The sequence below is a fragment of the Hydrogenophaga sp. NFH-34 genome (assembly GCF_021401345.1).
GTDB classification, from domain to species: domain Bacteria; phylum Pseudomonadota; class Gammaproteobacteria; order Burkholderiales; family Burkholderiaceae_C; genus Hydrogenophaga; species Hydrogenophaga electricum.
In genome coordinates, this window is record NZ_JACBGE010000018.1 from 41452 (window position 1) to 61355 (window position 19904).

Genomic DNA, 19904 nt, shown 5'->3' on the forward strand with positions numbered 1-19904 from the left:
AACAGGAGACAAGCATGTTCAACCGCAGCCTGCGCAAGCCGCGCCTATCCTCCCTCGTCCTGGCCGCCGCCGGCGCCGCCATGGCCGGTTCGGCCGCCGCCGCCGATCTGACGATTTCGGCCGGCCTGCCCAAGGTCCACTTCTGGGTCGGGCAGTACATGGAGCCGTTTGCCAACGCCGTCGAGGCCGCCACGCCGATCCGGTTCAAGCGCTTCTATGCGGGCGAACTGGTGGCCGTGGGCCGCGAGCTGGATGCACTCAAGGGTGGCACCATCGACGTGGCTGCACCGCTGCTCGCGCCGTACCACGAAGGCCGCTTCGCGCTGTCGGACGTGACCCAACTGCCGACCTACAACACCTCCGCGGTGTCGGTCACGAAGGCCTTCCAGAAGCTGCTGGACTCACCGGTCAAAATCAAGGGCGACAAGTCGTTCTACCAGTACGAGATCGCCGACAAGGGCATCCGTGTCTGGCCGCTGGGTGCCACCGCTCCCTACGTCATCTCCACCACCGGCAAAGTCCTGCAGTCGCCGGCCGAGCTCAAGGGCTTGCCGCTGCGCGCCGGTTCGGCGATGCACACCATCGTGCTGCAGCAGCTCGGCGCCACGCCGGTCACCATGCCGGCCTCGCAGGCCTACGAGGCGCTGTCGCGCGGCACGGTCAATGGCCTGGTGCTGTCGGTGGCCGACTGGAAGTCGTACTCCTTCCAGGACCTGATCAAGTACACGGTGACCGGTGTGTCCATCGGTCACTGGGAGAGCTATCTGGCCACCACGGAAGACCAGTGGAACAAACTGCCGGCCGACCAGCGCCAGACCTGGGACCGCATCGCCCGCGAGACGGCGCTGAAGAACGCCGAAGGCATCGACCGGCAGGACGTCGAGGTGCGTGAAGCGGCCGAAAAGAAGGGCAGCAAGTTCGTGCCCATCACCAGCCTGTCGGCCGACATGCAGACCTTCATCGCCAAGGCCTCGGCCAACACCTGGATCCAGTGGATCGAGCAGACCGAGAAGAAGGGGCAGCCGGGCAAGGCCACCGCCAAGCTGTGGGCATCGCTGGTGCAGGCCGAAGGCGGCAAGGTGCCGGACGGCGTGGCGGAATACCTCGCGAAATAAGGCGACCTGCCGCAGCGAAGGGGGCGGCCGGTGGCCGCGCCCCTTTCCCGGTGGCGCGGCAGCGCAACCCGGCCAGGCCGGTTCGCGCTGCCGGAGCACCGATCAGCGCAGGCGCTGCGCTTCCTTCTTTCGCACCATGGAGAAATCATGTCTCAATCCCTGATCCTGTGGGCCGTCGGCGCCTGGTTCACGGTCTTTCTGCTGCTGGGTCAGAACGTGTCCACCGTGCTGCTGGGTGCGGGTGTGGTGGGCGTGTCGCTGTGGATCGGGCCGCGCGTCTTCGACGGCATCATCGGCCCGGACATCTTCTACACGGCCTCGATCTATTCGCTGTCCATCATCCCGCTGTACCTGGTGATGGCGCAGTTGCTGCTGCGCGGTGGCGTGATCGTGGACCTGTTCCGCGTGGCCCACCGGCTGTCGGGCTACAAGCGCTTTCCGCTCGGTGTGGCCACCATCCTCACCGGCGGTTTGCTGGGCGCGGTGTGCGGCTCGGGTTCGGCCAGCGCCGCGGCGCTGGCCACGCTGGCAGGCCCCGAACTGGAGCGCGTGGGGTATTCGCGCCGTTTCGCGATCGGCCTGGCGGCGGTGTCGGGCTCGCTCTCCGCGGTGATTCCGCCCAGCCTGATCGTGATCATTTACGGCTCCATCACCATGGTGCCCATCGGTCACCTGTTCATCGGCCTGATCGGTCCGGGGCTGGTCTGCATGGCGGTCTACATCGTCTGCATCCGCTTCCTGGCCGAGGTCAAGCCCGGCGCGGTCGACGGCGTGCAGATCGAGGAACAGCAGGATCCGGCGCTGTTCCGCCGCAGCGTGCATGCCTTCGTCTTTGTCGTGGTGCTGATGACGGTGGTGTTCGGCGGCATCTACGGCGGCATCATCACGGTGGCCGAAGCGGGTGCGATCGGGGCCTTCACGGCGCTGATCGGCATGGTGGCGATGCGCCGGGTGACGTTGAAGGACATCGCCCTTTCCATGGGCGATTCGGTCAAGGTCACCGCCATGCTGATGATGCTGGTGATCGGCGCCCAGATCATGGCGCGCTTCTTGGCGTTCTCGCGGCTGCCGCGGGAACTGGTGGCGCTGCTCGATCCCATCCTGGACCAGCCGATGCTGCTGATCGCCATGATGATGGGGCTCTTCTTCCTGGCCGGGATGATCCTCGAATCGGCGGCCGTGATCGTGCTGCTGGTGCCGATGCTGCTGCCCTTGCTGCAGGCCGCGCAGATCGACCTGCTGTGGTTCGGCGTGATGGCCTCTTTCATGATTTCGCTCGGCCTGCTCACACCGCCGGTGGGGCTGTCGGTCTACGCCGCCTCCAGCGCTACGCGCTTTCCGGTGTCCGAGGTGTTCCGGCCAGCGACCCTGTTTGCGGTCGCGGCCGGGGTGATCGTGACCGCCGCCATGATGCTTTTCCCGGGCCTGGTCACCTGGCTGCCCAGCCACATCCAATGAGGAGCACGACGCCATGAAATTCTGGACATTCCTGGGGCGCCTCGAAGGGGGCATGGCCTCGATCGGTGCCGGCCTGTGCCTGCTGGCGATGATCGTCATCACCGTGATCAGCGTGGTGGGGCGCTACGTGCTGCACCACGACATCCTGCCCGGCGCCTACAACCTGATCGAACGCGTGGCCTTCCCGCTGATCGTGTTCTGGGCGGCGCCGATGGCGCACCGCGAGGCCACCTTTCCGCGCTTCGACATGCTGGTCAATGCCATGCCTGCGCGGGTGCGCCGGGCGGTCCAGGTGCTGGTCGGTGTGGTTGAACTGGCCATCTATGCGGTGGTGATGTGGTATGTGCTGCGCTTCACCTGGCAGAGCATCGTCGAGGACCGCACCATGCAGGTCGGCGCCGATTTCTGGCCCATGTGGCCGGTGCTGGTGATGATGCCGCTGGCTTTCTTTCTGATGATGCTGGAGATGATGCGCCTGATCTGGAAGGACCTGCGGGGCGAGGACCACCCCCCCCCGGCATCCGGCAACGACAACGTCTCTGCGGCGTTCTGATCTTCAAGCGGTATGGCTGTTTCTTCTCCTGATTTTTCGTCCCCGCTGGAAGCCTTTCTGCGCCAGCAGTTGCCCGCCCTGAGCGGTGCCATGCGCCTGCAGAAGATCGGTGGCGGCCAGTCGAATCCGACCTACTTCGTCGATTTCGACAACCGCCGCATGGTGCTGCGCAAGAAGCCCGACGGCGATGTGCTGCCCTCGGCCCATGCGGTGGACCGCGAATACCGGGTCATGCGGGCGCTGGCCGACACCGCCTTGCCGGTGCCGCCGACAGTGCTCTACCACCCCGAGTCCGACGTGATCGGCACCCCGTTCTACCTGATGGAGCGGGTCGAGGGGCGCGTGTTCGCTGACAACGCCTTGCCGGACATGGCGCCGGACGGGCGGCGGGCGATCTACCTGGCGATGGCCGAGACCCTGGCGCAACTGCACCGGATCGACTGGCGGGCCGTCGGCCTGGAAGGCTTTGGCAAGCCGGGGCAGTTCTTCCAGCGCCAGTTGCGCCGCTGGACGCAGCAGTGGGCGTTGTCGAAAACCCGCGAGAACCCGGCGATCGACGCGCTGCTGGTCTGGCTCGCCGACCATCTGCCGGACGACGACCGCACCACGCTCACCCACGGTGATTTCAAGCTCAACAACCTGATGTTCCACCCGACGGAACCGCGCGTGGTGGCGGTGCTCGACTGGGAGCTATCCACCCTCGGCCACCCCCTGGCCGACGTGGCATTCAACACCGTGGCCTGGCGCACCCTGCCCAGCGAATTCGGCGGCATTCGCGGCCTGGACCTGGCGAGCCTGGGCATCCCGGATGAACACGACTACCTGGTGCACTACTACCGCACGGTGGGGCACGACGGGCAGGCCGAGCCGTTCCACTGGGCGTTTGCGTTCATGCGCTGGGCGGTCATTTTCGAAGGCATTGCTGCGCGCGCCCATCGCGGCAACGCCGTGGCCGATGACGCCGCAGCCGTGGGCGCACTCAGCCTGGCCATGGCCCAGCGCGGCCTCGAAGCGATCGACACCCCCGTTCCCCATTTTTGAACCGGAGCCTCCCCTTGGACTTTCAGTATTCCGAAGACAACCTGCAGATGCAGCGCACCCTGCGCCAGTTCATGGATCGCCATGTGCTGCCCCAGAACCGCGAATGGCAACGCCTGGCCGACAGCGGGGTCTATCCCTCGGCGGTGGTCGAGCCGCTGAAGGCGCTCGCGAAAGAGGCAGGCCTGTGGAACCTGTTCCTGCCCGGCCTGCGCGACGACGAACCGGGCACGCGCCTGTCCAACATGGCATACGCGCCGCTGGCCGAGATCATGGGCCGCATTCCCTGGGCCTCGGAGGTGTTCAATTGCAACGCGCCCGACACCGGCAACATGGAGATGCTGCACCTGTGCGCCACGCCCGATCAGCGTGAGCGCTGGCTCGATCCCCTGCTGTCGGGCGAGATCCGTTCCTGCTTCTCGATGACCGAGCCCGACGTGGCTTCTTCGGACGCCACCAACATCCAGACCACGATCCGGCGCGAAGGCGACGAGTACGTGATCAACGGCCGCAAGTGGTTCAGCACCGGCGCCCTGCACCCGCTGTGCCGATTCACGATCGTCATGGGGGTGTCGGACGAGAGCCCCGACGCACCGGCCCACCAGCGGCACTCGATGGTGATCGTGCCCATCGGCACGCCGGGCTTCGAGATCGTGCGCAACGTGGCCATCATGCACCACCACACGCCGGAAGGGCATTGCGAAGTGACCTTCAACAACGTGCGCGTGCCGGTGTCCCACCGGCTGGGCGAGGAGGGCGCCGGCTTCGCGCTGGCGCAGGCCCGGCTGGGGCCGGGGCGGGTGCACCACTGCATGCGTTCGATCGGCCAGTGCGAACTGGCGATGGAACTGATGTGCGAACGCGCGCTGACCCGCAAGGCCTTTGGCAAACACCTGAGTGACTACGCCAACGTGCAGGACTGGATCGCGCATTCGCGGGTCGAGATCGATCAGGCGCGGCTGCTGGTGTTGCGCGCGGCCTGGCTGATGGACACGCACGGCAACAAGGCCGCGCGCATCGACGTGTCGGCCATCAAGCTGGTCGCGGCGCTGCTGCAGACCCGCGTGCTCGACCGCGCCATGCAGGTGTTCGGTGCCATGGGCATCACGCCCGACACACCGCTGTCCTTCCTGTGGACCTGGGGCCGGGCGATGCGCTTCTTCGACGGGCCGGACGAGGTGCACCTGCGCGCCATCGCACGCCATGAGCTGGGCCGTGCGCGCGAGAGCCTGGGGTCGACGGCGGCCTACTACAACCTGGCTTGAGGAGAGCGCAATGGCGTATCCGGACAAGGACACCCGCGGCGAAGCGAGCCTGCTGTACTGGCGCGAAGGCGCGGTGGCACGGCTGCATTTCAACCGCCCGACGGCGCTCAACGCCATCGATGAACCCATGGCCAGGGGCTTCCTGGCAGCCTGTGAGGCCGTGGCGGCCGACCCGCTGGTGCGGGCCGTGCACATCACCGCCGAAGGCAAGGCCTTCATGGCCGGCGGCGATCTGGCCGCCATGCGCAGCGATCCGGTGCCGGTGGCCCAGGCGCTGATCGCGGGCATGCACGGCGGCCTGCGTCTGCTGGCAGACCTGCGGGCACCGGTGGTGGCGAGCGTGCAGGGCGCGGTGTTCGGCGGCGGTCTGGGCCTGATGCTGGGCTGCGACCTCGTGATCGCCGCCGAAGGCACCCGCTTCGGCATCGCCTATCCCCTGATCGGCGCCAGCAGCGACTGCTCGACCTCCTGGGGCCTGGTGCAACTGCTGGGCCTGCGCAAGGCGATGGAACTGGCCCTGCTGGCCGACGTGATCGACGCGCCCGAGGCCCTGCGCCTGGGGCTGGTGAACCGGGTGGTGCCCGCTGCGGACCTGCAGGCCGAGGGCGAACGCCTGGTGCAGCGGCTGGCTCAAGGGCCGACGCAGGCGCTGGGCCAGCTCAAGCGCCTGCTGCGCGCCGCCACGCACAACGATCTCGGGACCCAGCTCGACGCCGAGGCAGCGGCTTTCCTGTCCTGCGCCCGCACGGCCGATTTCGCGGAGGGCGTGGGCGCCTTCCTGGACAAACGCGCACCGACTTTCAACGGCCACTGAACAGCGCCGTCTTGTGAACCTGGAGAACTGAAGCCATGAAAACCCGAATCACCGAACTGCTGGGCATCCGTTACCCCATCATCCAGGGCGGCATGCAGTGGGTCGGCACGGCCGAGCTGGCTTCCGCCGTGTCCAACGCGGGCGGCCTGGGCGTGCTCACGGCGCTGACCCAGCCCGACCCGCAGGCGCTGGCGCGCGAGATCGACCGCTGCCGCGGCATGACCGACCAGCCGTTCGGCGTCAACCTGACCATCCTGCCGTCGGTCAAGCCGCCGCCGTACGCCGAGTACCTGGACGTGGTGATTGAACGCGGCGTGAAGGTGGTCGAGACGGCGGGCAACAGCCCGAAGGCGTTCATCGAGAAGCTCAAGCGCCATGGGGTGCGCATCGTGCACAAATGCACCAGCGTGCGCCACGCGCTGTCGGCGGAGCGCAATGGCGTGGATGCGGTGAGCATCGACGGCTTCGAGTGTGCCGGCCATCCGGGCGAGGACGATGTGGCGGGGCTGGTGCTGATCCCGCTGGCCACGCGCGCCTTGCGCATTCCGGTGGTGGCGTCGGGCGGCATCGCCGACGGCCGTGGCATGGCCGCGGCCATGGCCCTGGGCGCCGAGGGCGTCAACATGGGTACGCGCTTCTGCGCCACGCAGGAGGCACCGATCCACGAGCGGATCAAGCAGGCGCTGGTCGGTGCCAGCGAACGTGATACCCAGCTGATCTTCCGCACCCTGCACAACACCGGCCGCGTGCTGAAGAACGCGGTGTCGGACGAGGTGGTGGCCACCGAACGGCGACCCGGCGGCTGCGAGTTCAGCGACATCCAGCCGCTGGTGGCGGGCGCCCGGGGGCGCAAGGCGCTGAGCAGCGGCGAAGTGGATGCCGGTCTGGTCTGGGCCGGTCAGGTGGTGGGCCTGATCGACGACATACCGAGCTGTGCCGACCTGTTGCAGCGCATAGTCGCCGAATGCCACGCCAGCCTGACGCAGGCCCTGGCGGGGTGCGGCGAAGGCACGCGCACCGGGCAGCCGGTGGCCTGTGCGTGATGAGGGAGCGGCATCCATGAAGACACGACTGGAAACCCATTTTCACGACCGCGTCGTGCGCTGTTTTGCGCAGCGCCCGGGCAACGTGAACCAGATGTGGCGCGCGGCGGCGCGCCTGCAGCCGCAGGCCGAGGCCGTGGTCTGCGGCGGACGGCGCCTGGACTGGGCCGAACTGCAAACGCAGGTGATGCGGGCGGCCGCAGGCCTGATCGCCCTGGGCGTGTCGCCCGGCGACCGGGTGGCCTTGCTGCTGGGCAATGACGTGGAGTTCGTGGTGTCGGCGCTGGCGGTGCAGGCCGCCGGTGCGGTGCTGGTGCCGCTGAGCATCCGCGACCAGACACCGGGCCTGGCCTACATCCTTGCGCATTGCGGCGCCTCGGTGCTGATTTCGGAGGCGGCGTTGCGCGACCGCTGGCCGGCACCGGCCGACACGCCGGCGTTGAAGCACCGCGTGCTGGTCGGCGCACCGGCGGACGAGGCGCAGTCGTTCGAACGGCTGCTGCTGTCGCACGAGCCGCTGTCGGCATGCGTGCCCGTGGAGGAAGACGGCGTCGCGATCATCATGTACACCTCGGGCACCACGGGGTTTCCCAAGGGCGCGATGCTCACGCACCTGAACATCGTGCACTCGGTGCTGCACTACGCCCAGGCGCTGTCGCTGCCGACCGGCGTGCGCGGCGCGGTGGTGGTGCCGCTGAGCCATGTCACGGGGCTGGTCGGCCTGATGATGGTCACGCTGGGCCTGGGGGGCACCCTGCTCATCCAGCCGGCCTTCAAGGCGGCGGACTTCCTGCGTTTCGCTGCGAGCGAGCGCATGGGGTTCACGATCATGGTGCCGGCGATGTACAACCTCTGCCTGCTGCAGGACGACTTCGCGTCGCACGACCTGTCTGCCTGGCAGATGGGGGGCTACGGCGGTGCGCCCATGCCGCCGGCCGCCATCGACCGGCTGGCGCGGCTGCTGCCGGCGCTGCGCCTGTCGAACTGCTATGGCGCCACCGAAACCGCATCGCCGGCGACCATCATGCCGCCCCAGCTCACCCGCGACCATCTCGACAGCGTGGGTCTGCCGCTGCCGTGTGCCGAGGTCGCGGTGATGGACGAGCAGGGCGTCGAGCTGCCGCGTGGCGAGGTGGGGGAACTCTGGCTCAAGGGGCCGATGGTGGTCAAGGGCTATTGGGACAACCCGGCTGCGACCGCCGAGAACTTCCTGGGTGGCTTTTGGCGCAGCGGCGACATCGGCAGCGTGGACGCCGAGGGGTTCGTGCGCGTGCTCGATCGCCGCAAGGACATGCTCAACCGCGGTGGCTACAAGATCTTCAGCGTCGAGGTGGAAAACACCCTGTGCCAGCACCCCGACGTGATGGAGGCGGCCGTGGTGGCGAAGTCCTGTCCGGTGCTGGGCGAGCGGGTGCATGTGTTCGTCTCGGCGCGCGAAGGCCGTTCGCTGGACGCGGCGGCCTTGCGCGCGTTCTGCGCCGAACGCCTGTCCGACTACAAGGTGCCCGAGAGCTACACCCTGTGTGCCGATCCCTTGCCCCGCAACGCCAACGGCAAGCTGCTCAAGCGCGAACTGCGCGAACGCCTGCTGGCCGAGGTCGAGCGCGCCCAGGCGGCGCAGGAGGCCCGCGCATGAACGGCGTTGACGAACCCGTTCGGGTCGAGCGGCCACAGGCCGGGCTGTGTGTGCTGCGCCTGAACCGGCCGGGCCGGCTCAATGCGATGGACGTGCCGGCGCTGCAGCATTTCCACCGGGTGCTGGACGAGGTGCTGGGTGACCGCAGCGTGCGGGTCATCGTGCTGGCGGCCGAAGGCCCGGGATTCTGCGCCGGCCTGGATCTCAAATCGGTGCTGGACGACGACGGCAGCTCGCGCCTCGACGTCGGCAGTGGCTACGAGTTGCAGCTGTGTTTTGCGGGCCTGATCCAGCGGCTGCGCGCCACCGACGCCACGGTGATCGCCGCCGTGCAGGGCGTGGCGGTCGGCGCCGGCATGGCGCTCACGCTGGCGGCCGACATCCGCATCGCCTCGACCCAGGCCGCGTTTCACGTGGGCGCCGTGCGCATCGGCATCACCGCCGGCGAGTGCGGCATCAGCTACCACCTGCCCCGGCTGATCGGCGCTTCGCGGGCGTTTGAGCTGATGCTCACCGGGCGCCCGGTGTCGGCCGGTGAGGCGCTGCAGATTGGTCTGGTGGCCGACGTGGTGGCGCCAGACGACCTGCACGCCCGTGTCATCACCTGCGCGCAAGCGGTGCTGGCCAACAGCCCCTACGCCACGGCCCACACCAAGCGCCTGATGTGGAGCAACCTCGATGCAGGCAGCCTCGACGCCGCCATCGAGCTGGAAAACCACACCCAGGTCCTCGGGCTGATGACCCAGGACTTCGCCGAGGCCGCCAAGGCCTTTGTCGAGAAGCGAAAACCGGTCTTCACCGGGCGCTGATTCCCCCGGGGCCACCGCGCCGAGGTGGCCACCTCCGGCAGGGCCGTCGTCAGCCGTCCGGATTTCGTCGGATTGGACGATGCCAGCCACGTGGGTGCGCGCCACCATCTGTCTGTCCCGCCGCTGGGTGCGGGAAGCAGGAGCAGGCAGATGGCGGGACCCTTGGCGGGATTGAAGGTGATCGAAATGGCGGGCATCGGCCCGGGGCCTTTCTGCGCCATGGTGCTGTCCGACCTGGGGGCCGACGTGGTGCGCATCGTGCGCCCCGGAACGCCGCTGGATCCGAACGACGTGCTGGCCCGCGGCCGCACGGTCCTGGCGCTGGATCTGCGCCGCCCGGACGCGGTGGACGAGGTGCTGGCCCTGGTGGCGCAGGCCGACGTGCTGATCGAGGGCTTTCGCCCCGGCGTCATGGAACGCCTGGGCTTGGGGCCATCGGTCTGCATGGCGCGCCAGCCGAGGCTGGTCTACGGTCGCATGACCGGCTGGGGGCAACACGGCCCGCTGTCGCACGCGGCCGGCCACGACATCAACTACATCGCCATCTCGGGCGCCCTGCATGCCGTGGGCCGGTCCGGCGAGGCCCCGGTGCCGCCCCTGAACTATGTGGGCGATTTTGGTGGCGGGGCGATGCTGCTGGCGGTCGGCATTCTCAGCGCGCTCCATGAGACCGCCCGGTCGGGACAGGGGCAGGTGGTGGACGCCGCCATGACCGACGGCGCGGCCCTGATGTCGGCCCTGATGTACGGCATGAAGGCGGCGGGCCAGTGGAGCAACCAGCGGGGTGAGAACCTGCTCGACGGCGGCGCCTTTTTCTACGACACCTACGCCTGTGCCGATGGGCGCTACGTGGCGGTGGGCGCCATCGAACCCCAGTTCTATGCCCTGCTGCGCGAGCGCTGCGGCATTGCCGACGATCCGGCATTCGACCCGCAGATGGACCCGAGCAGTTGGCCGCTGCTCAAGCTGCGTCTGGCCGAGGTGTTCCGCACCCGCACGCGCGATGCCTGGTGCGCATTGCTGGAAGGCTGTGACGCCTGTTTCGCGCCCGTGCTGGACTGGGACGAGGCGCCGACACACCCGCACAACCGCGCGCGCCAGACCTTCGTCGCACTCGACGGCGTGGTCCAGCCCGCTCCCGCACCCCGTTTCCAGCGCACGCCCGCGGCCGTGCCCCGCAGCAGCGTGATCGCCACGACCGACGCGGTACGCCGCCGCTGGCAGGCGGGTGCGGGTGCGGATTCCGCTGCCGCGACCGTTCCTGCCGCCCATCCCGTGGCCTGACCCGCCCATCTGCACCGAACCCTTCCATGGCTCTGAACTTTGCACGCTCCTGGAGCGACCCCGATCTCGACCAGTACCGCGACACCGTGGTGCGCTTCATCGAAAACGAAATGCTGCCCGGCGACGAGGCGGCGCGCCAGCGTGGCCACGTGGGGCATGAGCTGTGGCGCAAGGCCGGCGAAACCGGCTTGCTCTGCACCGACCTGCCCGAACAGTGGGGTGGTGCCGGCGGTGATTTCCGCCATGAAGCGGTGTTCTACGAAGAAATGGCGCGCCGCAGTCTCAACGGCATGAACGCGTCGGTGCACACCATCGTGGCGCACTACCTGCTCAACCACGGCACCGACGAACAGCGCCGCCGCTACCTGCCGCGGCTGGTGAGTGGTGAGTGTGTCGGCGCCATCGCCATGACCGAGCCGGGTGCCGGCTCCGACCTGCAGGGCATCCGAACCCGCGCCGAGCGCTCGGGCGATGGCTACCGCATCAACGGCTCCAAGACCTTCATCTCCAACGGCTATCTGGCCGGTCTGGTGCTGGTGGTCGCCAAGACCGATCCCAACCTGGGCGCGCGGGGCACGTCGATCTTCATCGTCGAGACGGCCGACTGCCCCGGCTACCGCGTGGGGCGGGTGCTCGACAAGATGGGCCTCAAGGCGCAGGACACCTCCGAGCTGTTCTTCGATGACGTGCAGGTGCCTGCGGACCAGTTGCTGGGCGGCCGCGAAGGCCGGGGCTTCTTCCAGCTCATGGCCGATCTGCCCTACGAGCGCCTGATCATCGGCGTGACCGGGCTGGCGGCCATGGAAGGCGCCTACGAGGCCACGCTGGCCTATGTGCGCGATCGCCAGGCCTTTGGTCAGGCCGTGGCCGATTTCCAGAACACCCGCTTCAAGCTGGCCGAGATCGCGACCGAGATCCGCGTGGGCCGCGCCTTCATCGACCGTTGTGTCGAAGACCTGGTGGCAGGCCGGCTCGACACCGCAACCGCCTCCATGGCCAAGCTCTGGGGCTCGGAAGCGCAGGGGCGGGTGGTCGATGCCTGCGTGCAACTGTTTGGCGGCTATGGCTACATGAACGAGTACCTGGTGGCGCGGCTGTATACCGACGCACGCATCCAGCGCATCTACGGCGGCACCAGCGAAATCATGAAGGAAGTGATCGCCCGTGCGCTTTGAACGGGCCCATTACCCAGGAGACCAGCATGCCTGATGGCGACGTGCTTCAGATCGAGGAGGCGGGCGGCATCGCCCGCGTCACGCTCAACCGGCCCCAGCGCCTCAACGCGCTCAACCCCGCGCTGGCCACGGCGCTGCGCGACCACTTCCAGGGCCTGCAGCGCCGCCTCGATCTGCGCGTGGTGATCCTGCAAGCGGCGGGTGCGCAGTTCTGCGCCGGGCTCGACCTCAAGGAGCAGGCCCCTGGCGATGCCCTGGGCGCCGAAGCCATGATGGCCGTGCAGCACAGCATCCGCGACATCATGATCGCCATGCGCCGCTGTCCGCAGCCGGTGATCGGCGTGATCCAGGGCGCGGCCAGCGGTGGGGGCTTTGCCCTGGCGCTGGCGTGCGACGTGCGGCTGGCCACGCCCGACGCGCGCATGAACGCCTCGTTCATCCGCATCGGCCTCACCGGTTGCGACATGGGTGTGAGCTATTTTCTGCCTCGCATGGTGGGCAGTTCGGTGGCCGCCGAATATCTGCTGACGGGCCGCTTTATGACCGCGCAACGCGCGCTCGCCCTGGGCCTGTTCAGCCAGGTGGGCGCGCTGGACGCGATGCAGGCCGAGGCGCAGGCGCTGGCCGACGACATGCTGCGCTGCACCCCGCTGGGTCTGCGCCTGACCAAGGAAGGCCTGGGCCATGCCATCGACGCCGGCGGGCTGGAGGCCGTGATCGCCATGGAAGACCGCCAGCAGGTGCTGTGCACCCAGAGCGGCGATTTCCACGAAGGCATGGCCGCGTTCCTTGAAAAGCGGGCGCCCCGGTACCGCAACGTCTGATGACCACAACGGAGACAACACCATGACCCTTGATGACCTGATCTACAAACCCGGCCTCCTGAATGGCGAACGTATCCTGGTCACCGGTGGCGGCTCCGGTCTGGGCCGGGTCATGAGCGAAGCCCTGCTCATGCTCGGCGCCACGGTCTACATCTGTGGCCGGCGCGGTCCGGTGGTCGAACAGACCGCGCAGGAACTCATGGCCGCGCATGGTGGCCGCGTCGTGCCGCTGGTCTGCGACATCCGCGACGACGCCAGCATCCTCGGCCTGCTCGACACCATCTGGGCCGATGGCGGTGCCCTCACCGGCCTGATCAACAACGCCGCCGGCAACTTTGTCAGCCGCACCGAAGACCTCTCGCCGCGTGCCTTCGACGCCATCGCCAACATCGTGTTCCGCGGCAGCTTCTACATGACGCTGGAATGCGGCAAGCGCTGGCTGGCCGAGGGGCGCAAGGCCTCGGTGATCTCCATCCTGACCACCTGGGTCTGGAACGGCTCACCCTTCACGGTGCCATCGGCCATGTCCAAGGCCGGTCTGCACGCCATGACCCAGTCGCTGGCGGTCGAGTGGGGTGGTCGGGGCATCCGCTTCAACGCCATCGCACCGGGCCTGTTCCCGACCGAGGGCATGAGCGCACGGCTGAACCCCCAGGGCGGTGAGCACCAGGTCGAGGGCAACCCCATGGGGCGCAACGGCCGCATGCCCGAACTGGCCAACCTCGCCGTGTTCCTCATGGGGCCGGGCGCCGAGTACATCAACGGCCAGACCATCGCCATCGACGGTGCGCAGTTCCAGGCCACCGGGGGCAATTTCGCCAGTCTGGCGGCGTGGACCGATGCCGACTGGCAGCGCGCGCGCCAGAACATCCAGCGCCGCAACGCTGCCGACCGCGAGCGGCGCAGCGCCTGAGCGCCGCCCTCAGTTCAGCAGGCCGAGGCGGCGGGCGATGGCCACCGCCTGCGTGCGGCTGTGGGCGCCGAGCTTCATGTTGATGTTGCGCAGGTGGGTGCGCACCGTGCTGTCCGAGACATAGAGCTTCTCGGCCATGGCGTTGTTGGAGTAGCCCTCCACCAGCAACTGCAGCACACGCAGTTCCTTGCGCGTGAGCGGTTCCAGCACGCCGCCGGGCAGGTCTCCGGGCAGTTCGGTCTCGGCCGGCAGGGGGCCGAAAGCCTGCAGCAGCCGCTGCAGGTAGTCCCCCAGGAGCGGGTCGCGCGACTGGCCGCTGTCGTGCAGGGCCTGGTAGCGTTGCACCAGGACGCCCACGGCCGGCCCTTCGTCCAGCACCAGCCGCATGAACCCCTCCTGGCTGGCGAACTGCAGGGCCACCCCGACCTGCGCCACCGCCGCCGGCGTGTCGCCGGAGCGCTGCAGGGCCAGCGCGCGCAGCAGGCGCAGCACCAGCAGGCGGCGCTGCCGGTCGGCCCGGCTGGCGGTCTCGATCTGCGCATCGAGCAAGGGCAGGCTGGTCGCCGCATCGCCGTGGGCGACGTGCCAGCGCAGCCGCGCCAGTGCCATGTATTCGATGTCGTGCGCGAGCAGGCGCTGTTGCTGCTCGCGCGCCCACAGGGTCGGGTCGTCCGCCCGCACCAGTTCGTCGTGGGCCGCCGAGGCGTGCCCCTGCAGCATCAGCAGGCGCGCGCGCTCCAGCTTGGCCGCGGCCACCACGCGCGGCAGCTTGCGCTGGTTGCCCAGGTATTCCAGTTCGGTCAGCGCATGGGAGGCCACGTCCACGTCGCCATGGATGTAGGCGATGCGCGAGCGCATGGCATGGCTCAGGATCATGTGGTCCGGCAGTCCCACGTCGCGCGCCAGCGGCAGATAGACATTGAGCAGGTGATCGGCCTGCGCGAGCTGGTTGGCTTCGTAGAGCGCGCTGGTGTAGAGCACGCCGGCCCAGGCGTTGCCGTGGGTGTGGTGGTAGTTGACCGCGTGGGTCGCGTCGACCGCCAGCCGGAACCGCGCCGTGGCCTGGCGCAGCCGGCCTTGCTGCAGGTCGACCAGGCCTTCGGTGGACTCGGTGTACATCCGGTTGAAGGTGCTGCCACCGTCCTGCTCGCGCCGCGCCGCGTCGAGCAGGTGCAGCGCTTCGCGCGGATCGCCCGCGACCGAGCTGATGTAGGCCATCGCGTTGAGCAGGGTGCTGTCGGCGAAATGGTTGCCGGTCGGCAGCCGCTGGAGCGATGCGCGACCGGCGATCAGCGCTTCGTCGTTGCGGTCCTGCATCGCCATCAGCATCGGCCGCATGCCGTCGGCGTGGGCGCGCAGCAAGGGGTCTTCGCTGCGATCGACGCCGCTGCGTTCCAGCAGCTCCATGGCTTCCCAGGGGCCGCGCGTGAAGCTGGCCGCCCACACCGCGATCATCTGCAGCCGCAGGTGCCCGCGCAGTTGTGCGGCGGGCAGCGTATGGAACCAGCGCCCCAGCAGGCGCATGCGGCCCTGTTCCAGGAAGTCCTCGGCGTTGGCATCGAGCAGCTCCATGGCGTGCGGGAAGTCGCCGCCTTCGATGGCGTGGTCGATGGCCGGCACCGGCCGCTCGTGCGACTCGTACCAGCCCGAAGCCGCCAGGTGCAGCCGCGCCACCTCGTCGGGGCGCTCGCGCTCAAGCTGCGCGCGCAGGTAGCCGGCGAACAGGCTGTGGTAGCGCCAAGTGCGTTGTTCGCCCGCCACCGGCGTGAGAAAAAGGTGGTCGGCGTCGAGCTGTTCCAGCAGGGCGGCGCAGTCGGTGCGCGGATTGAGCGCAGCGCAGACCGAGGCATCGAGTTGTCGCAGCAGGCTGGTGCGCAGCAGGAACTGGCGGATCGGTGCTGGCTGGCGCGCCAGCACCTCTTCGGCCAGGTAGTCGGCCACGGCGCGGTCGGAGCCCGAGAACCGCTCGACGAAATCCGCCACGTTCTCGTGGCGGTCCAGGGCCATCGACGCGAGCCACAGCGCCGCGATCCAGCCTTCGGTCTTCTGGTGCAGGCGGAACAGCTGGTCCGGGTTGAGCGCCTGCGCGCGGCGCTGGTCGAAGAACGCGGTCGTGTCTTCCAGGCTGAAGCGCAGGCGGTCGGCCTCGATCTCCGTCAACTGGCCACGCACCCGCAGCCGAGCCAGTCCGAGCATGGGCAGGTTGCGCGAACCGATGAACAGGCGTCCCCGGCGCGGCAGGTGTTCCGCGATCTCGCGCACCAGACCCAGCACGGCGGCCTCGTGCACGGATTCGAATTCGTCCAGGAACAGTGCGAACGGGCTGTCGGCCTGCGCCAGCGCCTGCACCGCGTCGCGGCCAGCATCGGCGTCGTTCAGCCCCAGGCGGTGGACGGCTTCGTCGAGCGCGCTGAGAAAGCGCGAGGTGTCGTTGTCGGCGCGGTCCAGCGTGAGCCAGACCGTGGGCACGCCCTCGCGTTCCAGGCGCTCCCGGGCCTGCACCAGGGCGGTGGTCTTGCCGAATCCCGCCGGTGCGCGCACCAGCACCAGCTGGCCCATGCCGTTGCACAGGGCATTGCACAGTTCTGCGCGGGTGACTTGCGACGCGACCGGCGCAGGGGCCTGGAACTTCGTCTCCAGCGCCACGGTGTTGCGCGCACGGAGTGGGGGAGCGGTGCTGTTGACAGGCTCGGGAGCAGACATGGGGCGCATTCTGCGCCGGACCCGCGACGAATCCCCTGGGGTGGCTGTCACCGGTATGTCACCCAGGACGGTCGGTGGTTTTCCGGCAGCCTGCTGGCACGGGGCGTGCGGTTGAACGCCGCCGCTGCGTGGCCGTTTTCGTCGCTTCGGACGATGTGCCCACAGGGTGCGCTTTCTAGACTGGCTTTCGATTCGGCATGGTGTCGAAGAGCGGGAGTTGCCCTGTGTTTCAAGGCCAAAGTGTGTGGGTGCGTGCGCTGGACGAAGCCGGCGTGTACGAGCTGTGTTTCGATCGCCAGGGCGATGCGATCAACAAGTTCGATGACCGCACCGTCGAGGAATTGCGCCAGGCGGTGAACGCGCTGGCCGGTGTGGCGGACCTGCGCGGTGTGCTGATCAGCAGCGCCAAGGAAGTGTTCATCGTCGGCGCGGACATCACCGAGTTCGGTACCAAGTTCAGCCAGCCGGCCGAGGCGATCAGCGCCGGTGTGGCGCACAGCAACACGGTTTTCGTGGCGCTGGAAGACCTGCCGGTGCCCACGGTCGTGGCCATCAATGGCTTCGCCCTGGGCGGCGGCCTGGAGCTGGCGGTGTCGGGTTCGCTGCGCGTGATGTCGAGCGCGGCGCAGGTGGGGGTACCCGAGGTCAGGCTCGGCCTGTTCCCTGGTTTTGGCGGTACCGTGCGACTGTCGCGCCTGGCCGGTCCGGCGGCCGCCTGCGAATGGGTCACCACCGGGCGGCCACAGACCGCACCCGCCGCGCTGGCCTGTGGCGTGGTGGACGAGGTGGTGGCGCCCGAGGCGCTGCGCGAATCCGCGCTGGGCCTGCTGCGCCGTGCCATGGCGGGCGAGGTGGACTGGGCCGCGCGACAACAGCGCAAGCGCGACCCGGTGCCCCTGTCGGCAGCGGAGCGGACGGCCGTGTTTGAAGCTGCCGTGGCCGCGACCGAGCCGCTCAGTGCCCGCCACCAGCCCGCCGCGCAGCGCGCGGTCGAGATGATGGCCGAGGCGGCAGCGCTCGACCGGGCCGGCGCGCTGGCGCTGGAAGCGCGGGTGTTCGGTGAGGTGGCGTGCACGCAGGCGGCGCGTTCGCTGGTGCAGGCCTTCGTGAACGACCAGGCGCTCAAGAAGCTGTTCAAACGCCATGCCCAAGCCGCCACGCCGGTGCGGCGCGCCGCCGTGCTCGGCGCCGGCATCATGGGCGGCGGCATTGCCTACACCAGTGCCTTGCGCGGCGTGCCGGTGCGCATGAAGGACATCCAGCCGTCCGCGCTGGAACTGGGCATGGGCGAGGCCGCCAAACAGCTGGCGCGTGGGGTGAAAAACGGCAAACTCAGCCAGGAGCGCGCCAACGGCGTGCTGGCCGCGATCACGCCGCAGCTCGACAGCGCGGGTTTTGACCAGGTCGATGGCGTGATCGAAGCCATCGTCGAAAGCCTGGGGATCAAGCAGAAGGTGCTGGCCGAGCTGGAGGGCCAGCTCGCACCCGGCACCCTGATCGCGTCCAACACCTCCAGCCTGCGCATCGACGACATTGCCCAGCCACTGCAGCGCCCCGAGAATTTTGTCGGCATGCACTTCTTCAACCCGGTGCCCATGATGCCGCTGGTCGAGGTGATCCGGGGCAGCCGCACCAGCGAGGCTGCTGTTTCCACCGCCGTGGCTTATGCCGTGGCCATGGGCAAGACGCCCATCGTCGTGAAGGACTGTCCGGGGTTTCTCGTCAACCGGGTGCTCACCGCCTACATGCGCGGCTTTTTGCAGCTCGTGGCCGACGGTGCGGACTTCTTGCAGGTCGACCGTGTCATGGAAGCGTTCGGCTGGCCCATGGGGCCGGCCTATCTCGAAGACGTGGTCGGCATGGACACCGGCAGCCATGTGAGCGACGTGATCTCGGCCGGCTACCCGGAGCGCATGCCGCATCTGGAGCGCGATGCGCTGCGGCTCATGGCCAGCGAAGTGCGTTACGGCCAGAAAAACGGCATCGGTTTCTACCGCTACGAAGCGGACGCCCAGGGCAAGCCGCGCCGCTCGACCGCGCCCGACACCCCGGCCTTGCTGGCGCGCCTGCAGCCCGACGGACCGCGGGCCTTCAGCGATGCCGAGATTGTCGACCGCATGATGCTGCCCATGATCGTCGAGGCCGCGCACGCGCTGGAAGACGGCGTGGTCGGCAGCCCGGCCGAACTCGACATGGCGATGCAGCTTGGCCTGGGCTTTCCGGCCTACGCGGGCGGGCCGCTGCAATACGCCGACTGGCTGGGGTTGCCCGACGTGGTTGCGCGCTGCGATCGCCTCGCCCCCGAATTGGGCGCCGCCCTGCAACCCACGGCGCGCATGCGCGCCATGGCGGCGGCCGGCACCGTCTATTACCCCCACCGATCTGCCTGAACTTCTCTGGAGCCCATTCCATGCAACTCAACCACGACATTGCCGCCGTCATCACGGGCGGCGCCTCCGGCCTGGGAGCCGCCACCGCACGCCGCCTCGCGGCCCAGGGCGTCAAGGTCGCCTTGTTTGACCTCAACAGCGAACAGGGCGAAGCGCTGGCCCAGGAACTGGGCGGCGTTTTCTGCCGTGTCGACGTGACCGATGAGGAACAGGTCGACGCCGGTTTCGCGAAGGCCCGCGCGGTCCATGGCCAGGAGCGCATCCTCGTCAACTGCGCCGGCACCGGTAACGCCATCAAGACCGCCAGCCGCGACAAGAGCAGCGGCGAGATCCGCCATTTCCCGCTGGCCAACTTCGACCGCATCATCCAGATCAACCTGGTCGGCAGCTTCCGCTGCATCGCCAAATCGGCGGCCGGCATGCTCACATTGGAGCCGCTGGCCGACGGCGAGCGCGGCGCCATCGTCAATACCGCTTCGGTGGCCGCGCAGGACGGCCAGATGGGGCAGGCGAGCTATGCGGCCAGCAAGGCCGGCGTGGTCGGCATGACCCTGCCCATCGCCCGCGACCTCATGGGCGATGGCATCCGGGTCAACACCATCCTGCCCGGCATCTTCAACACCCCGCTGCTGCAGGCAGCGCCGGACAACGTCAAGGCGGCGCTGGCGGCGTCGGTGCCGTTCCCCAAGCGCCTGGGTGATCCGCTGGAATACGCCCACGCGGCCGAGTTCCTGATCACCAACGAATACATGAACGGGGAGTCCATCCGGCTTGACGGGGCGATCCGGATGGCGCCCCGGTGATCAGATGCCCTCCGCCCCGCGATGGGGAGGAGGTTCGCGCAGGCCCGGCATGTCCTCGCATGCCGCCGGGCACCGGCCCGG

General features: G+C 68.7%; 16 protein-coding genes. 15 read left to right on the top strand and 1 reads right to left on the bottom strand.

The features are described 5' to 3' along the window. Positions 1-14 precede the first annotated feature (14 nt). From dctP to L0977_RS17175, 13 genes are all read left to right on the top strand, one after another. Positions 15-1115: a TRAP transporter substrate-binding protein DctP gene (gene dctP, locus L0977_RS17115; RefSeq protein WP_234266070.1), complete on the top strand. Its 1101-nt coding sequence runs from the start codon at positions 15-17 to the stop codon at positions 1113-1115. 147 nt (positions 1116-1262) lie between these two features. Then, positions 1263-2573, top strand: a complete 1311-nt coding sequence (locus L0977_RS17120) for a TRAP transporter large permease (protein ID WP_234266071.1) — start codon at positions 1263-1265, stop codon at positions 2571-2573. Between the two features lie 13 nt (positions 2574-2586). After that, complete coding sequence (locus L0977_RS17125; RefSeq protein WP_234266072.1) at positions 2587-3126, top strand: TRAP transporter small permease; 540 nt, start codon at positions 2587-2589, stop codon at positions 3124-3126. A gap of 12 nt (positions 3127-3138) precedes the next feature. Next, positions 3139-4167, top strand: coding sequence for a phosphotransferase family protein (locus L0977_RS17130; protein ID WP_234266073.1), 1029 nt, complete (start codon positions 3139-3141; stop codon positions 4165-4167). Positions 4168-4181: 14 nt separating this feature from the next. Continuing rightward, complete coding sequence (locus L0977_RS17135) at positions 4182-5429, top strand: acyl-CoA dehydrogenase family protein (RefSeq protein WP_234266074.1); 1248 nt, start codon at positions 4182-4184, stop codon at positions 5427-5429. A gap of 10 nt (positions 5430-5439) precedes the next feature. Continuing rightward, positions 5440-6243, top strand: a complete 804-nt coding sequence (locus L0977_RS17140) for an enoyl-CoA hydratase/isomerase family protein (protein ID WP_234266075.1) — start codon at positions 5440-5442, stop codon at positions 6241-6243. A 35-nt stretch (positions 6244-6278) separates the two neighbouring features. Continuing rightward, positions 6279-7286: an NAD(P)H-dependent flavin oxidoreductase gene (locus L0977_RS17145; protein WP_234266076.1), complete on the top strand. Its 1008-nt coding sequence runs from the start codon at positions 6279-6281 to the stop codon at positions 7284-7286. Between the two features lie 16 nt (positions 7287-7302). Continuing rightward, positions 7303-8922, top strand: a complete 1620-nt coding sequence (locus tag L0977_RS17150) for a class I adenylate-forming enzyme family protein (RefSeq protein WP_234266077.1) — start codon at positions 7303-7305, stop codon at positions 8920-8922. Continuing rightward, positions 8919-9731, top strand: a complete 813-nt coding sequence (locus L0977_RS17155) for an enoyl-CoA hydratase/isomerase family protein (protein ID WP_234266078.1) — start codon at positions 8919-8921, stop codon at positions 9729-9731. The genes L0977_RS17150 and L0977_RS17155 overlap by 4 nt, the downstream gene beginning before the upstream one ends. Before the next feature lie 150 nt (positions 9732-9881). Further along, on the top strand, positions 9882-11015 hold the full coding sequence (locus L0977_RS17160) for a CaiB/BaiF CoA transferase family protein (protein ID WP_234266079.1): 1134 nt from the start codon (positions 9882-9884) through the stop codon (positions 11013-11015). 26 nt (positions 11016-11041) lie between these two features. After that, a complete protein-coding gene (locus tag L0977_RS17165; protein ID WP_234266080.1) occupies positions 11042-12190 on the top strand; it encodes an acyl-CoA dehydrogenase family protein in 1149 nt (382 codons plus the stop codon). A gap of 26 nt (positions 12191-12216) precedes the next feature. Continuing rightward, entirely contained in the window at positions 12217-13014 is a 798-nt protein-coding gene (locus L0977_RS17170; RefSeq protein WP_234266081.1) for an enoyl-CoA hydratase/isomerase family protein, read from the top strand. Between the two features lie 22 nt (positions 13015-13036). After that, complete coding sequence (locus L0977_RS17175; protein ID WP_234266082.1) at positions 13037-13927, top strand: SDR family oxidoreductase; 891 nt, start codon at positions 13037-13039, stop codon at positions 13925-13927. A 9-nt stretch (positions 13928-13936) separates the two neighbouring features. Here the strand turns inward: L0977_RS17175 and L0977_RS17180 are convergent, their stop codons facing one another. Further along, the gene (locus tag L0977_RS17180; protein WP_234266083.1) at positions 13937-16630 is read right to left on the bottom strand and encodes a LuxR C-terminal-related transcriptional regulator; all 2694 of its coding nucleotides are present in this window, start codon (positions 16628-16630) and stop codon (positions 13937-13939) included. 224 nt (positions 16631-16854) lie between these two features. On the opposite strand from L0977_RS17180, the gene fadB reads away from it, so the two are divergent. Then, the gene (gene fadB / locus L0977_RS17185) at positions 16855-19020 is read left to right on the top strand and encodes a fatty acid oxidation complex subunit alpha FadB (RefSeq protein ID WP_234266084.1); all 2166 of its coding nucleotides are present in this window, start codon (positions 16855-16857) and stop codon (positions 19018-19020) included. Between the two features lie 20 nt (positions 19021-19040). After that, complete coding sequence (locus tag L0977_RS17190) at positions 19041-19823, top strand: SDR family NAD(P)-dependent oxidoreductase (protein WP_234266085.1); 783 nt, start codon at positions 19041-19043, stop codon at positions 19821-19823. Positions 19824-19904: the final 81 nt, after the last annotated feature.

What these genes read in the sequence shown, in the direction of transcription:
- L0977_RS17190 (WP_234266085.1), top strand. Translation starts at nt 19,041, where the DNA reads ATGCAACTCAACCACGACATTGCCGCCGTCATCACGGGCGGCGCCTCC.
- L0977_RS17160 (WP_234266079.1), top strand. Translation starts at nt 9,882, where the DNA reads ATGGCGGGACCCTTGGCGGGATTGAAGGTGATCGAAATGGCGGGCATC.
- L0977_RS17120 (WP_234266071.1), top strand. Translation starts at nt 1,263, where the DNA reads ATGTCTCAATCCCTGATCCTGTGGGCCGTCGGCGCCTGGTTCACGGTC.
- L0977_RS17175 (WP_234266082.1), top strand. Translation starts at nt 13,037, where the DNA reads ATGACCCTTGATGACCTGATCTACAAACCCGGCCTCCTGAATGGCGAA.
- L0977_RS17155 (WP_234266078.1), top strand. Translation starts at nt 8,919, where the DNA reads ATGAACGGCGTTGACGAACCCGTTCGGGTCGAGCGGCCACAGGCCGGG.
- L0977_RS17145 (WP_234266076.1), top strand. Translation starts at nt 6,279, where the DNA reads ATGAAAACCCGAATCACCGAACTGCTGGGCATCCGTTACCCCATCATC.
- L0977_RS17130 (WP_234266073.1), top strand. Translation starts at nt 3,139, where the DNA reads ATGGCTGTTTCTTCTCCTGATTTTTCGTCCCCGCTGGAAGCCTTTCTG.
- L0977_RS17170 (WP_234266081.1), top strand. Translation starts at nt 12,217, where the DNA reads ATGCCTGATGGCGACGTGCTTCAGATCGAGGAGGCGGGCGGCATCGCC.
- L0977_RS17125 (WP_234266072.1), top strand. Translation starts at nt 2,587, where the DNA reads ATGAAATTCTGGACATTCCTGGGGCGCCTCGAAGGGGGCATGGCCTCG.
- L0977_RS17150 (WP_234266077.1), top strand. Translation starts at nt 7,303, where the DNA reads ATGAAGACACGACTGGAAACCCATTTTCACGACCGCGTCGTGCGCTGT.
- L0977_RS17180 (WP_234266083.1), bottom strand. Translation starts at nt 16,630, where the DNA reads ATGTCTGCTCCCGAGCCTGTCAACAGCACCGCTCCCCCACTCCGTGCG.
- L0977_RS17165 (WP_234266080.1), top strand. Translation starts at nt 11,042, where the DNA reads ATGGCTCTGAACTTTGCACGCTCCTGGAGCGACCCCGATCTCGACCAG.
- L0977_RS17140 (WP_234266075.1), top strand. Translation starts at nt 5,440, where the DNA reads ATGGCGTATCCGGACAAGGACACCCGCGGCGAAGCGAGCCTGCTGTAC.
- dctP (WP_234266070.1), top strand. Translation starts at nt 15, where the DNA reads ATGTTCAACCGCAGCCTGCGCAAGCCGCGCCTATCCTCCCTCGTCCTG.